Raw genomic sequence first — 15,692 nt, forward strand, 5'->3', positions numbered from 1 at the left:
CAAAGTTTAAATCACTAATCGATACAAGTACATGTTTTAATAATTCTATAGATTTTTTAATTTATCAATATCATCATGGCCAAAGAAAAAGACGGTAAAAAAGAAACGCGTGAAAAAAGACCTCGCAAAGTAAAGTTAGATCCCATTAATGAAGAAGCGGTTTCTGAATCAGTTTCAGAAGTGAATGAAGAGGAAAATGTGGTTATGCCTGTTCAGGAAACTGAGGTAGCAGAAACGGTAACAACTGAAGCTACAGCAGAAACTGAAGTTTCTTCAAATGAGTCTGCACAAATGCAGGAAGGCGGAGCTTCAACAACCGCTTCAACAGATGAAAATCAAATTAAAAAACCGGAAAAAGTATATTACAATTTCGATAATATTGTTTTAGTTACCGGCGTATTAGAAATCATGCCTGATGGTTATGGATTTTTAAGAAGCTCAGATTATAACTATCTGAATTCACCCGACGATGTGTATGTTTCTCAATCGCAAATTAAATTATTCGGATTAAGAACGGGAGATGTGGTTAAAGGTGGTGTAAGACCACCTCGAGAAGGAGAGAAGTATTTTCCATTAATAAAAGTTGATCAGATTAACGGAAGAGATCCGGGCTTTGTACGTGACCGCGTGATGTTTGAATACCTAACACCATTATTTCCGTATGAAAAAATAAAATTAACAGGCCATGCACAGGAAAATTTAAGTACACGTGTAATGGATTTGTTTTCACCAATTGGAAAAGGACAGCGTGGTTTAATTGTGGCGCAGCCTAAAACCGGTAAAACCGTTTTATTAAAAGATGTGGCCAATGCAATAGCTGCCAATCATCCCGAAATTTATTTAATTATTTTATTAATTGATGAAAGACCGGAAGAGGTAACGGATATGGCCAGAAGCGTGAAGGCAGAAGTAGTATCGAGTACCTTTGATGAACCGGCGGAAAAACATGTAAAAATTGCTAACATAGTTTTAGAAAAATCAAAACGATTGGTGGAATGCGGACATGATGTGGTTATTTTGTTAGATAGTATTACCCGTTTAGCTCGTGCATACAATACTGTTTCACCTGCCAGCGGTAAAGTATTAACCGGAGGTGTTGATGCCAATGCTTTACATAAACCAAAAAGATTTTTTGGTGCAGCACGTAAAGTGGAGAATGGCGGATCATTAACCATTTTAGCTACCGCCTTAACGGAAACCGGTTCTAAAATGGACGAGGTTATTTTTGAAGAATTTAAAGGAACCGGAAATATGGAATTACAGTTGGATAGAAAATTATCTAACCGAAGAATTTATCCGGCCATTGATTTATTAGCCTCGTCAACACGTAGAGATGATTTATTAATTGATAAAGAAACCTTATCTAGGTTATGGGTATTGCGCAAGCATTTGGGGGATATGAATCCACAAGAAGCCATGGAGTTTTTATTGGAGCGATTGCGAAGAACACAAACCAATGAAGAATTTTTAGTAGGCATGAATGGGTAATGAATAAGAAGGGACTTTATTTTGGTTTAGCGTACAGCCTTTTTGTAATTATTTTTAAGTTAGTAATTCTCTTTGGCGGATTTTCTTTAACTCATTTTGGTTGGTATTATTCCAATATCACAGCTGTTTTTATGGTTATTCCGTTTTACATTTTGGCCATAAAAAGCACACGCGATAAAGATTACAACGGAGTAATAGGAGGGAAGGAAGCGACTAGAATTGCTTTAACTGTTTTTATTGTAGGAGCTGTGTTGGTGAGTGCCTATAATTATTTTGAATTTGAATATGCCGGAAAAAAAATTGCGATTGAGTATTATAACAGTGCTCAGTTTTTAGACTATCTTAAAAAATTACCGCAAGTTAAAGAAGCGGATTATGCAAAGATTATTGAGGAACAAATAAAAAATACGGAAGTTTCAGCTTTTAAAGCAACAACCGGAAAATTATTTTCCTATATATTATTAGGTTTAAGCAGCACGTTTATTTGTGCAGTTCTTTTAAAAAGAAACCGCGTGAATTAATGATCCACAATTAAAAATTCGGTTCTTCTGTTTTGAGCTCTTCCGTTTTCGGTTTTGTTATCTGCTATAGGTGCTGTTTGGCCATAACCCTTTGCACTGATTCTTTTGCCGGGCACCTTAAAACTCTCAATATATTGTTTTACTGAAAATGCACGGTTTGAACTAAGCGCCAGGTTGTCTTTTGGGTTACCAACATTATCGGTATGCCCTTGAATTTCCACTGAGAGATTTGGGTTTTCCAGCAAATATTCGGCAAAAGATTGTAAAATTAATTTACTGGATTCTTCAATCTCGGCACTATTGGTTTTATAATGTATATCGTTAATAACAAAACTTTTTCCTTTATCTGATTTTTGTACAGTTAATTTCACTTCCGGTATTTTTGTTGTTACGGTTACATTTTTCATATCAACTACCGTGGTATTAAAAGCCACAGAATCTTTTTTTACGGTTATAATTAATTTATCTTTGTGTTTTACCTGAACGGCTGCCATGTATTTTCCGCTCGTGCTGTCAACTACGGCGTAAGTTTTTTCTTTGGTTACTGTATTTTTAATTTCCACCACTGCTCCTGCTACAGCTTCTCCGGCGTGATCTTTCACATCACCTTCAAAAAACACAACTTCATTTGGTCGGGCTTCGGCGTATAAATCAAAACTATACATGTCGTAACGCCCGACACCTTTTCCGGCCACTTTTCCTTCATTGTAACTGAAAAAATAAGCTGTTTTGGTATCCTTACTCACAAAAAAACCGCTATCGTCTCCGGGTCCGTTAATGGGTGCTCCAATATTTTCAGGCTCCGACCACTTGCCGCTTTCATCCATTCGTGCAAAGTAAATGTCGTACCCCCCGAAACCGTAATGTCCATCACTGGAAAAATAAATGGTATGACTATCACTATGAATAAAAGGCGTTTTTTCGTTCCCCTTGGTGTTTATGCTAGGGCCTAAATTTTTGGGCACGCTCCATGTTCCGGTGCGCGGATCTTTAACCGTTACATACAAATCAATTCCACCAAATCCGCCCGGACGGTCGCTCGCAAAATAAAGTGTGATGCCGTCGGACGCAATGGTAGGTTGACTATCCCAATATTTGGGATCATTTACTGTTGCACTTAATTTGCGAATGTCGGTCCAGTAATCTTCAATATTATCGCTTACATATAAATCAACATTAGGTTGAGCTCCACCTTCATCTTTCATCATAGCGAAATACAAATGTTTATTATCAATGGAAATGGTGCAACCCCCCTGATTATCATCAGTAACATTAAAGGGTTCAGGTAATGGCTCTCCTTTGGTAAACTGTCCGGTTTTATCCCGTTTTGCAATCATAAAAACTTCTTTTTCCCGATCACTGGCATACACTTGATTTTTACTTACTATAGGTTGTTTGCGAACAAAAAAACAATTTTGATCATCGGGTGATACGTAGGTGAGATATTCATCTCGTTCTGTGGAAACGCCATTTACAACTTTTGGATTAAAGGGTACACCTTTTTTAAGTGAAGATTCTTTTTTAATGGTTTTGATCATCCCTTGAGCATTACCTAAATAGAAATTATAGTTTTTTCCAAACTTGGCATCATCTTCATCCTTAAAATCTATAAACTTTTGCAGGTATTTTTTTGCAGAATCATTATTGCCTGCTTCGTAATAAGCAAATCCCATGAAATAGTAGGGTTCGCTATGAATTTGCGGACAATATTTAATGGCGGCCATGAATGGCTGAATGAGTGGTTTGTAAGGCTTCTCTTCTACTCTTAAACGAACTTCCATTTCAAATCCCATTCTTAAATGAGCTTCCGGAAAGTCAGGTTCCAATTGAATAGCTTCGGTTAAAAACTCCAATCGTTCTTGTTTTTTGTATTTCTTTTTATCCAACGCTTTTTCATAAAGCTTTATGGCTTTTTTATTGAGATCTTCATTACATATTTTTTTAACTTGTTTTTCATCTTCATCCTGCGCCAGCATTGAAATTGGCGATATGGCGAGAAATACTAATAGAATTTGAATCAGATGTTTCATACGATTATTAATACAAATTTAATGCTAAAGAAACAGGTATCCGGTACTTATTATGAATAAATGTGTACCCTTTATTGTTAAAAAGCTTAAACGAAAGCGGAACCGGGTTGAATTACAAAGGCTAAGCTGCGCTGTTCAATAAATTTTTAGTTTGCAATCGGTTTTTCGTCGAGCGTTCTGGTATCTAAGGCATCTCGCAGACCGTTACCAACTAACATAAAAGAAAGCACTAGTATCATAATGGCAATGCCGGGTATAAAAGCTAAGTAAGCTTTATCCATTAGAATATAACCATGGTGTGTGTTGGTCATTTCTCCCCAAGTGGGAACCGGAGGTTGAGCACCAATTCCTAAAAAACTTAATCCGGCTTCTACTAAAATGGCAGATGCAAAATTACTGGCCGCCATTACAATTACCGGCCCCATTACGTTTGGTAAAATATGCCTTAAGATAATGCGCATATTCGTATAACCAAGTGCTCTTCCTGCTTCTACAAATTCTTTCTCGCGAATACTTAGAATTTGTCCTCTTACAATTCTGGCTACTTCAACCCACATGGTTAATCCTACAGCAATAAAAACTTGGATGATACCTTTTCCTAAAACCAAAGTGATGGCAATTACCAATAATAAGGTTGGAATACTCCATACCACATTGATGAGCCACATAATTACTGAGTCAACTGTTCCTCTGAAATAACCGGCTATAGCACCCAATAAAATTCCGATTAAAATGGAAATGATTACAGAAACAAGTCCAACACTTAAACTTATTCTTGTTCCGATTAATAATCTACTTAATAAATCTCTTCCTAATAAATCTGTACCTAGTAAATACTTTTTGGTAACTACATGCTTTTCCTGAATGATTTTTCTTAATTCAGTAATTGATTTAGTTTGTTTAACCGGATTATCAACTTCGTAAAAAGAAACTTCATTTGTAAGTACATTATAATTTATGGGTTCTTTTTGATCAACTGCATAAATCACGTCTGCAACATTTACTTTTGAAATGGAACCGTTATTATTTTTATTACCAGTAAATTCTTCAATTAAAATAAAAGGACCTTTGAAAAAATAGTTATACATCGTAAGCGAGGTGTATTCCGAATAAGAGCCAAATAACATTCTGTCTAAAACCGATGGCTTTACAAAAGTTTCATTTTTCTTAACTAAAATAAAACGGGAAGTGAAGCCGGGCTCTTTGATGTGCAATTCAGGTTTTTGATCATTGGCGTAAGGCGTACTATCAGGTGTAATCAAATAACCTAAAATGGAAATAGAACAGGAAACAAAAATGATAAATAAACCAAGCATGGAAAGTTTATTTCGTTTGAACCTCTTCCAGGTTTGAGCACTGAGGGATTCTGATTCAAAGTCAATTCGTTTCTTTTTAAAAAACATAAGTTCTTACTTCCAGTTTGGTTTAATAAAAATAGATAAGAGACTAATTAATAATACATATACAGGATACACCAAAGCAACAGGTAAAATGTACATAGTCAGACCCTTAGTTTTTAAAAAACGTGAAGCTAAAAATAGTAACAAATTGTCAATTACAAGCTTAATTCCTATAAAAATTAAGCCGAAAGTAGCATTTTGAGCCACTAAAAAGGCATTGAGTATGCAAAAAAGCACCGAAATGTTTGTTAAAAGCGTAACAAAAGCCAATAGGTTATTATAATAATTTTTGTTGGAAGAAAATTTATTGGCCCATCTGATTTTTTGCAGGAAGAGGGATTTGATGTTTGGACATGGGTAGGTATAAACTACAGCCTTATTGCTTTTCAAGTAACTGATCTTTGCGCCTGTTTTTTTTAAATCTTCCAGAAACAATACGTCATCCCCCGAAGTAATAGCTAGGTGACTTTGATAGGATCCAGCTTTTTTAAAAGCAGTTTTAGTAAAAATTAAATTGGCTCCGCTACATAAAAAGGGCTTTTTGAGTTTTGCCATTCCGCAGGAAAGAACATTCAATATATCATTTTCAATAGCCTGTAAGGCCCAAAGCGCACCGGAATTTTGAGAAATAGCTACCGGGCCAATTATCATGTCGCATTTATGTTTTGTGTAAAAGTCTGAAATAGTATACAACCATTCATCGCTTAAGGTATATGTATCTGCATCACGCGTAATGATTAATTCATATTCGGCCAGTTGCAGGGCTTGGAGAATAGATCGTTTTTTCCCCAATTGCTTCTTGTTTTGGATGATTTTATAATTTATTCCGGAAACTTTTAAAATGGCCTGAGCATAATTTACCGTAGAATCCGTGCTCGCATCATCAATTAATATTATTTGCAATTTTGAAAGATCATATTGTTGATGTAAAATTGTTTTTAAACACCTAGGAATATTTTTTTCTTCATTTCGGGCACAGATTATAATGGATATAGGTTCATTTAATGAATCGGAATCGTTTTTAACAAACTCAGATTTAGCAAAACCAAGAATCGGAAAACTTAACAAAAGTGCGTACAAAAATAAAATGCCAAACAAAATATAATATTCAACACTCATTTGTTTCGTTTATTTAATTTAAAATCGAACTCCTGTTGTAAAAGAAAAATATAGCCAAATATACTTGGAATAATAATATTGGTTAGCCAAACAGAAATAGAAGCCAATGCGGCAGCCGTATCGCTAATCCCACAATTTTTAAAAACCAATAATGCAACTGCGGCTCGTATGGCACCTTCTAAAAAACTAATCATGGGTATACTGGTGGTAATGAGAAAATAAATTACAATTCCTATAATAATATTTGAATTAAAATTTCCTGCGAAAAGGTATAAGAGCAAAATAAACTGAACCGAAAATACAATGTAGCGTAACAGTGAATAAGAAAATAATTGAAACAGCAATGAAAAATTGAATTGGAAATTCACCGGTTCAATGTTTTTTGTAGCGCTTATTTTTTTAACGGCATAATTAATAATGCGCGAAATTTTAAAGAGGCTGATTATAAATACCAGCATAACCAAAATAGCAATACCAAATGACAAGTAAGCAATCCAGACCTGATCATGCGCCAATGCATTTAGCTGTATGGCTAAACCAATAAATCCGATTAAATAAGTTAGGGATAATTGAAACATGCCGTTTACAAAATGAAGCACTGAAACGGCCGTTCGGTTTTCAGGTTTAAAAAATATTATTTTGGCTAAAAATTCGGTTGCTCTTCCAGGCGCTAAATTACCTATACAAATTCCGCTATACACCGATTTTTGCGCATTTTTAAAACTGATTTTTTCAATTTGTGCAGTTATTAATTTCCATTTGAAAGATTCAATTCCCCAATTAATCGGAATAAGTAAAAGACAGCCTAATAGACAAAGCAATCCGGTTTGGGATGAAATCGCTTGCAGCAAATAAGTTATATTATCCGGGGTTAAATCGTCTTTTAATTTCCAGTAAATAATAAACACACCGGCAATGCCAATAAAAGCTTTTATAACTATTGATATTATTTTTTTACCCGACATGAATAGCGCTTAAATTTACATTTATTAATGCGAAACAGCGAGAGAATAATTTTAGGAATAGATCCTGGGACGATTGTAATGGGATATGCTATAATTGCTACCTCGGGGGCCAAGGTGAAGTTGGAAAAAATGGGAGTGATTAAACTGGATAAGTTCGCAGAGCATGCCGATCGTTTGAAAAAAATTTTCGATGCTATTATTGAAATAATTGAAGAATATAATCCGGATGAATTAGCCATTGAAGCCCCTTTTTTCGGGAAAAATGTACAGAGTATGCTAAAATTAGGACGAGCGCAGGGTGTTGCTATTGCTGCAGCGTTAAGCAGACAAATTCCGATGACAGAGTATTCTCCAAAAAAAATTAAAATGAGCATAACAGGAAATGGTAACGCCAGTAAAGAGCAGGTTGCAGCCATGCTTAAACAAACGCTTATTATTGAAGAGACTAAATATCCGTTGGATGCAACAGATGCGCTTGGCGCGGCTTTGTGTCACTTTTATCAAAACCGAGGATTGGCGTCCGGTGAAAAAAAAGCAAAAGGATGGAAAGCTTTTATTAATGAAAATCCGGGTAGAAAATTGTAATTAAAGAATAAAAATGGCGGCAACTATCATGATTACTATGATAACCAGATACTGCCATATGTCGGGAAAAAAAGGGGCTATTTTTTTGAAATCATCTTTTAAAGACATCATTCCGTAATGTTAACTACGTATCGATTGGAATGAATGCTATCATCGGCATCCATAAATTGTAAATACAATAAGAATTTTGAATTTAAATCGGATTTTTTTAGCGAAGCGTTAAGTTGAGTAATAAAATCTTCCTTTTTACCTTTAATAACGGAGTGCTTTCCCTCGCGATCAAAACCAATTTCATAATTGATAATTTTAATATCCGTTGCCACATCGGGGATTAAGTTATGTGCCGAAGAAAGCTTCAAATTACTTTTTAAGGAATAGGAGTATTCGGTTTTAGGTTTAACTAGAATGGGTTCTTCGGACTGTGCGAATGAATTAATGCCAATTAAAACTAAAAAACAAAACAATATTTTTTTTAAGCACATTATTTAATATTTACCATTTAGCCTCAGGATACATTCGAGGCAAAGATTGCATTTCATTTAATAAATAACCAAGTTGCTCAGTATGAATTCCTTTTCTGCCTCCCATTTGCATAAAAACTTCTGTGGGAATTTTCAATCCGGCTTCGCTTAATAAGTTGTTTATTTCTTTCTCCCACTGATCTTTTAATTTATTTACATCGGGAGCTATTCTTTCTTTAATCATCAGTTCATCCACTTCGTCTTTTTCAAAAAACTCACCTGTAAATCGCCAAAGTTCATTTAATGCATTTTGCGCTCTTTCTTTACTTTCATCGGTTCCTCCGCCAAATCGTTTCACCCAACTAAAGCTATGTCTTTTATGATAAGTAATTTCTTTTATTGATTTTTCAGCAATAGCCCGAATCGTTTCGTCGCTACTTTTTAAAAGTTCTGAGTAGTATAAAAAATCAAAGCAATCGATAAGGGCCTGACGCATTATTGTTTTAGCGTAATCGCCATTACTTTGTTCGCAAATTAAAAAATTAAAATATTCGCGGTCATTTCTGTGAAAAGCTAAAGTATCTTCTGTTCTTCCCTTTCCTTCTATGCGTCCGGCATATTCCAGTAAATTCCGTCCTTGACCAAAAATATCCAATGAAATATTGGTTAATGCCAAATCTTCTTCTAAAAAAGGTCCAACGCCGGTCCACTCGCAAAGTCTTTGTGCAAGTACTACGCTATTATCTCCCAGTCGCAATACGTATTTAAATAAAGCCTCTTGTTTGTTCATAGTTTGCTAATTTAATTATTTTTTAAAAATTTAAAAACACTTGTTTTATCCCCTGTTTTTATTTCAAGGGTATAATAACCCGGATGAAGTTCGGAAGTATTCACAATTTCCGAACTGCTTAAAATCAGTTTTTGTAATATTAATTGGCCTGTGGAAGAATAAATTTGCAATTCGTTTTTTTCATCACGATTTAATTGCAAATTATCTATTTGTAAATGGTTATTTACCGGATTTGGATAAATTTTTAGTCGCGAGGCGTTTAATTCTTCCTCAATATTTGTTATGCAATTTAGCACGATTACTTTAACCGAGTCAGAAACGCCGGTGCAGCCAAATTGATCAGTAACTAAAACCGTATAATAATGATCTCCCTGCGGTAAAGCATTTAATACAATAGAATTTGAGGTGGAGCCAATATTCCAAAAATAACTGTTATAACCCGGTGAACCGGTTAAAGTCCACGTGTCATTTAAGCAAAGCGTTTTAGTAGTTGCGGGAATAATGCTGGGCTTTGGTGAGAGACAAAACTTAGCTAAAAATCCATCTTGCGATCCGCCATTATTTGGTTGATAAGCGCCAAGTGTAGTTAAACCAAGCGTACTAGTAGATTCTCCGCATAAATACAATTTGCCTGTATTATCAATGGCCAAACCTCTGCCGTAATCTTCGCCGGAGTTTCCAAAATATGAACCAATAATTTTATGACCGTTAGGTTTATATTTAACAAAAAATGCATCATACGTATTTATTTGTCCAATGGCCGGTTGATATGCATCGGCCACACTAATGGAATTTGTACTAAGCGTTTGACCACAAAATAGAATATTATCATCAGAATCTAATAAGATATCGTAGATATAATCCGACTGATCTCCTCCAAAGTAGGTAGACCAGTTTACATTTCCATTAGAATCAAAACTGGCTAAATAACAGTCATCAGAACTTCCCATGGCGGGCTGATAACAACCCGGGGTGGTATAAGAATTTGAGCTTGTGGTTTTACCGGCAATTATAATATTACCATCTTGATTAATTTCCAAAACATCTCCGCGATCATCTCCGCTTCCGCCAAAGTAGGTACCCCAAATTAATGTTGTAGCATTCGGACTCAGTTTTGCCAAAAAGCCATCGTCAATACCACCAGCAAAAAAAGGTTGATGAGAAGGGAAGGTTGCGATATTATTTAAGCTATTGGTAAATCCTGTAATGTATATATTATCTCCCGCATCACAGCCTATGCCCCAAACTTCGTCAAATCCGCTTTCTCCATAAAAAGTACCCCAAATTCTTACCCCGCCGGTAGTAAACTTAGCCGCAAAACCATCACTTGAAAATGTAAATACATTATTATAAACGCCCGGCGTAGCAATGCAATTTCCGGTATTAGTACTTTCCGTATGGCCACCCAAAAGGATGTTGCCGTTAGAATCTGTGCTTAAACAATAGCCAATATCATGTCCATTGCCTCCGTAATAAGTGCACCATAAACGCTGACCGTTAGTGTTAAACTTTGCCAAGGTTGCATCATCAATTCCTCCACCATAAACTGTTTGATGAGCGCCCGGGCTCGTAACATTAACGGTGCTGGCTGTGTTACCCGTAATATAAGCGTTGCCGGCAGGATCAACATAAATAGCAAATGAAGTCTCATAGTTTACACTACCCATGTACGTACTCCAAATTAAATTTCCGTTGCTATTAAATTTAGATAAGTAAGTATCACAACTTCCTGCTAAAGTAGTTTGAAAAGCGCCCAAAGTGGCGATATTATTTGTACTAAAACTATGTCCGGTAATATATAAATTGTCTGAGGCATCAACAGACATGGCGGAACAATATTCAAGTTGTGTGCCTCCAATAAAAGTGCCCCAAATTAAATTTGAACTGGGGTCAATAATTAATTTTTTATTTTTTGAGTACTCTCCGGTAAAAGTAAGTTTGTTTTTTTGTAATTGAAATTGTATAGGAATACTTTTTTCTACCTCGTCGCTATAAAAACTTTTTGGAATATTTTCTGTTATACTGCCGAGTTTGCAACTCAACTGCAATTGATTATTCTGTAATTCAATTTTATCAGCCCCATTAATTAAAAACTGAATATCATTGATGTTTGCACCGGGATTTAAAATGATATTATATTTAAAAGCGTTCTGATCAGCTAAAAACTCAATGTCTATATTATTAAAAATGTTTGTATAAGTGACTTTTTGATAAGAAAAAACATTGTAGATTTCCCTGCCATTTACAATGTAATTGTATTGAGCACTTAATTTATTGGCCGGTTGAATGTTTGGCGGTAAGGGATTGATAAATTCAACATCAATTCTGTTACTCAATATGCTTGTTTTTTCAAATGCAACCGGATCAAGTGTTCTTTTGTTTTTTGGATCTATCTCCGGAACATTTTGAATGGAACGAATTTCATAAGAAAATCCTTTTTGATTTAAATGCACAATATATTTATTGGTATAAAATGAAAACAAAACTTCGTTGTTAAAGTTATAATGCTGATCCACCATTTGGCCCTTGTTTTCAATAAAGCCTTTATTGCCGCTATTGTTAAAAGCGGACAAACAAAAGGATAAATGGACGAAAATGGCTATGAAAAGGATATTCTTCATTTAATTAATATAGCGTTTTTCCAAAAATAGTGAATTTCAACATAATCAAGCACTTAGTTGTTGAATTTAAGTTTTTAAATATGTTAAATGGGTAAATTTTAGATATAAATGAGTGAAGAGGAACTATCAATGAAGGACATATACCTCATTTTAATTTCAATTAACCTAATTTTGTCAAATATGTTAAAAACTGAATATTCAGAGACAATGGAAGGAAAATTAAATATAAAAAATCAGGTTAGTCGTTTTATGAAACTTGCGTTGATTTCCCTACTTTTTTGGATTAGTTTGCCTGAGACAAAGGCATGTACAGCGTTAAATACTCCTGTTTTAACCAGCTCAATGATTGTGGGTCCGGTTGGAAGTAATTCATTATTACTTAATATGAATTCGGTTACTATTTGGTTGAATTGCCAGAACAATAGAGTAGAAGTTGAATTAATTTGCCAAGGTCAAGCGTTTCCCGGAGTAGGTCCGTTTTTTTATACTTCGCCTCCTTTCACTAGAACTTCCAATCCAATGGCTTTGCCTCAAATGACTTTGAATTTATCAAGTTTATGTCAGGGTGGTGGATATCAATTTAGATGGAGAGAAACATATAATAATGGTTCTCCAAGTCCATGGTCAGCACCGGTTTCGTTTACTTTACCTGGTATACCGAGTCCTTCTTCTGTTTCAGTTACCGCAACGCCAAGTGCAGTGTGTTTTCCTCAACCTTCGCAATTAACATCTACTGTTCAAGGTGGATGCGGAGGCGGCGGTGGTGTGAGTTATACCTGGACGCCTGCTGCTGGATTAAGCTGTGTGAATTGTCCAAGTCCGGTTGCAACACCAAGTACAACTACAACGTATACATTATTGGTAGCAGGAAATACACCGGGTTCTTGCTGGTCTGCATCAACTCAAATAACTATTGTAGCATTTACCGTGGTTCCAACTGTAGGAACCGCTTCAGCTATTCCTTCCATTTGTGAAGGACAAACCAATCAAATATCTATTTCAAGTTCAAGTGGTGCTCGTCAATGGGAATTTGCCACTAATGGTGGAGGTCCATGGGCTCCTATACCCGGGGAAACCGGAACAACAGTTGTAACATCAACTCTTACACAAGGAAATTATTGTTATCGATTAGTAACTACCGGATGCGGTGGAACCGTTGCGAGTACGCCAGTATGTTTTGTTGTAAATCCTTCACCAACTATTTCGGTGGCTTCTACTTCTATTTGTCAGGGTGCAACTGTAACTGTAAATGGAGTAGGAGCTAATTCATTTGTTTGGTCATTGGGTATTGGACAAACAGGTCCAACTACAGGAACTGCGAATCCACCGGTTACCTCTGCTTATACTGCAACAGGAACAACTAACGGATGTACAGCTACAGCAGCTTTTAATATTTCTGTTACACCTTATCCGGTGGTTAATTTAAATAGCAATTCGCCGGTTTGTATTGGAGGAACTATAAATTTAAATACCACAGGAACCAGCATTTATCAATGGTCGGGGCCTAATGGTTTTGTTAGTGCCGTGCAAAGTCCTACAATTGGCGGAGCAGTTCCGCAAATGTCGGGTGTGTATAATGTAAATGTCATTGACAATACTTGTGCAACTACCGGAAGTATTTTAGTCACCGTTTTAAACCCACAGGTAACTGCCAACAATAGCGGAACATATTGTGCAGGTGAAAATGCTCAGTTATTTGCTAACGGTACGCAGGTTACCACTTATAATTGGGTTGGCCCGGGTTTTGCATCAAATGCACAAAACCCAATTATCACAAATATTCAGCCGGCCCAAAGTGGAATTTATATGGTAACCGCAAGTGATGGATTCTGTACTTCCACTGCAACAACGGAAGTTTTGGTAAATCCATTACCTAATCCTATTCTTCAAAGTAATTCGCCTATTTGTGAGTCGAGCGATTTATTTTTAGATGCATCCGGCGCTTTAATTTATCTGATTAATGGTCCGGTTAATTATACCAGTACTGCTGCTAATAATACATTAACAGGGGTTCCTGTTCTTGCGGGAGGAGTTTATACCGTTACCGGAACAGACGCAAACGGTTGCGTAAACAAAAGTTTATTAACTGTTACGGTATTGCCCTTACCTAAATTAAATGTTGTAGGGGATGAAGTTTGTATTGGACATACTGCTTCAATATCTGCCACTGGCGGTGTAAGCTATAGTTGGGTAGGGCCTAATAATTTTGTATCGGCTCAGCCTTCAATAATTTTCCCGAATCTTCAACCTTCACAAACCGGTTCATACGTAGTAACCGCATTTGCACCTAACGGTTGCTCGCTTTCTGCCGGAACAACTTTAACAGTATATCCACAACCAGTGCCAAGTATTACAGTAACTCCTAACTTATGTTTTGGAAGTACTGCCTATTTTTATAGTGAAGGAGGAATGTTGTATAACTGGATAGGGCCAAATAATTTTGTGTCACATGATCAAAATACAACGTTGCTGGTGAATAGTGTAGATTTTACGGGTACTTATACATTAGGGGTAATTGATGATAAAGGATGTCAGGGGCAAGTTACTGCGGATTTAGTGGTTCGTCCCTTACCGGTGGCTAGCATCACCACCAATGTGAATGGGCTTTGCGCTCCATATTGTGCAAGTTATGAATTGATAACCAATTCAAATATCCAACAAACCTATTGGAACATGGACAATACAGGAACAAGTATTGGGCCTGTATTTAATTACTGTTTAACCAAAGAAGGATCTAAAACTTTAAGAGTTTCCTATACCGATACTTATGGATGTTCAAACATTGCATCATTTACAGCTAATGCACATCCAACGCCAAGAGCAGATTTTCATTATGGTCCGGGTAGTCCTTTAGAGAATGAATTACTGAATTTCACGGATGGATCATTAGGGCCAAACATTAATAAGTGGGAATGGAATTTTGGTGGTGATCAACCTGAGCAAGTTTTTCATCAGAATCCATCAAAAGTTTATTATAAGGCAGGATCTTATCCGGTTACTTTAATTATTGAAAATGTTTGGGGTTGTAAAGATACTATCACCAAGGCGGTACACATTGAAGGTGATTTCGGTTTATACATTCCAAATGTATTTACTCCGGATGGTGATGGCGTTAATGACACCTTCCAACCGAAAGGATTTGGAATAAATACTTACCACATGGATATTTTTGATCGTTGGGGAGTTAAAATTTTCAGTAGTGATGAATTAACCCAAGCTTGGGACGGAAGTATTAAAGGTAAAATTGCGAAAGACAATACCTTTGTATATAAAGTTGTAGTGACCGATAAAAACAACAATAAGAAAGATTATGTAGGCCATGTTTCTCTACTCAAATAAAAGTAATTTCAAATAAAAAAATCCCCTTCAAAATAGAAGGGGATTTTTTTTAATTTTATTTTAATAAGAAATTACATATGCTTAATTGCATCGGGTAAAGGATAAAAAGTTGGATGTCGGTAAACTTTATCGTTGCTAGGCTCAAAGAATGGACCTTGATCTTCAGGGCTTGATGCCACTATACAATTCGTAGGAACTACCCACAAAGCCATTCCTTCTCCTCTGCGGGTATAGGTATCACGTGCATTTTGTAATGCCATTTCTTTATCAAAGGCATGTATATTTCCGCAGTGAACAAAAGGTTGCCCTGCTTTTTTTTGTACAAATACTTCCCATAATGGGCCTTGACTATCACTCATACTTATTAATTTTT

12 protein-coding genes are annotated in these 15,692 nt (G+C 36.0%); 4 read left to right on the top strand and 8 right to left on the bottom strand.

Going from position 1 to position 15,692, the window contains the following annotated elements:
- Positions 1 to 75 precede the first annotated feature (75 nt).
- Both rho and IPM51_16650 read left to right on the top strand, forming a co-directional pair.
- On the top strand, positions 76 to 1,488 hold the full coding sequence (gene rho, locus IPM51_16645) for a transcription termination factor Rho (GenBank protein MBK9285926.1): 1,413 nt from the start codon (positions 76 to 78) through the stop codon (positions 1,486 to 1,488).
- Positions 1,488 to 2,009, top strand: a complete 522-nt coding sequence (locus tag IPM51_16650) for a DUF4199 domain-containing protein (protein MBK9285927.1) — start codon at positions 1,488 to 1,490, stop codon at positions 2,007 to 2,009. Before rho ends, IPM51_16650 begins: the two co-directional genes overlap by 1 nt.
- On the opposite strand, the gene IPM51_16655 is transcribed toward IPM51_16650, so the two are convergent.
- The 4 genes from IPM51_16655 to IPM51_16670 form a co-directional block, all read right to left on the bottom strand.
- Positions 2,006 to 4,039 (bottom strand): OmpA family protein, encoded by a 2,034-nt coding sequence (locus IPM51_16655; GenBank protein ID MBK9285928.1) that lies wholly within the window; start codon positions 4,037 to 4,039, stop codon positions 2,006 to 2,008. The two genes, IPM51_16650 and IPM51_16655, sit on opposite strands and share 4 nt — an antisense overlap.
- 146 nt (positions 4,040 to 4,185) lie before the next feature.
- Positions 4,186 to 5,442, bottom strand: coding sequence for an ABC transporter permease (locus IPM51_16660; protein MBK9285929.1), 1,257 nt, complete (start codon positions 5,440 to 5,442; stop codon positions 4,186 to 4,188).
- A 6-nt stretch (positions 5,443 to 5,448) separates the two neighbouring features.
- Entirely contained in the window at positions 5,449 to 6,558 is a 1,110-nt protein-coding gene (locus IPM51_16665; GenBank protein MBK9285930.1) for a glycosyltransferase, read from the bottom strand.
- Entirely contained in the window at positions 6,555 to 7,523 is a 969-nt protein-coding gene (locus tag IPM51_16670; protein MBK9285931.1) for a flippase-like domain-containing protein, read from the bottom strand. Before IPM51_16670 ends, IPM51_16665 begins: the two co-directional genes overlap by 4 nt.
- Positions 7,524 to 7,550: 27 nt before the next feature.
- Here IPM51_16670 and ruvC point away from each other — a divergent pair, with 27 nt between their 5' ends.
- Positions 7,551 to 8,108 carry a crossover junction endodeoxyribonuclease RuvC gene (gene ruvC / locus IPM51_16675; GenBank protein ID MBK9285932.1) on the top strand — a complete coding sequence of 186 codons (558 nt, stop codon included), beginning with the start codon at positions 7,551 to 7,553 and terminating at the stop codon, positions 8,106 to 8,108.
- A 107-nt stretch (positions 8,109 to 8,215) separates the two neighbouring features.
- Here ruvC and IPM51_16680 read toward each other — a convergent pair whose 3' ends face one another.
- The 3 genes from IPM51_16680 to IPM51_16690 are packed head-to-tail and all read right to left on the bottom strand — an operon-like array spanning position 8,216 to position 11,980.
- Positions 8,216 to 8,590 (bottom strand): hypothetical protein, encoded by a 375-nt coding sequence (locus tag IPM51_16680; GenBank protein MBK9285933.1) that lies wholly within the window; start codon positions 8,588 to 8,590, stop codon positions 8,216 to 8,218.
- Positions 8,591 to 8,600: 10 nt separating this feature from the next.
- Complete coding sequence (gene paaC / locus IPM51_16685) at positions 8,601 to 9,359, bottom strand: phenylacetate-CoA oxygenase subunit PaaC (protein ID MBK9285934.1); 759 nt, start codon at positions 9,357 to 9,359, stop codon at positions 8,601 to 8,603.
- Positions 9,360 to 9,370: 11 nt separating this feature from the next.
- Entirely contained in the window at positions 9,371 to 11,980 is a 2,610-nt protein-coding gene (locus IPM51_16690; protein MBK9285935.1) for an SBBP repeat-containing protein, read from the bottom strand.
- A 180-nt stretch (positions 11,981 to 12,160) separates the two neighbouring features.
- Between IPM51_16690 and IPM51_16695 the strand changes: the two genes are divergently transcribed.
- Positions 12,161 to 15,319, top strand: a complete 3,159-nt coding sequence (locus IPM51_16695) for a gliding motility-associated C-terminal domain-containing protein (GenBank protein ID MBK9285936.1) — start codon at positions 12,161 to 12,163, stop codon at positions 15,317 to 15,319.
- Between the two features lie 71 nt (positions 15,320 to 15,390).
- Here IPM51_16695 and paaB read toward each other — a convergent pair whose 3' ends face one another.
- Positions 15,391 to 15,678 (bottom strand): 1,2-phenylacetyl-CoA epoxidase subunit B, encoded by a 288-nt coding sequence (gene paaB / locus IPM51_16700; GenBank protein ID MBK9285937.1) that lies wholly within the window; start codon positions 15,676 to 15,678, stop codon positions 15,391 to 15,393.
- Positions 15,679 to 15,692: the final 14 nt, after the last annotated feature.

This window comes from Sphingobacteriaceae bacterium (assembly GCA_016715905.1).
Taxonomy (GTDB): Bacteria; Bacteroidota; Bacteroidia; order B-17B0; family Aurantibacillaceae; genus Aurantibacillus.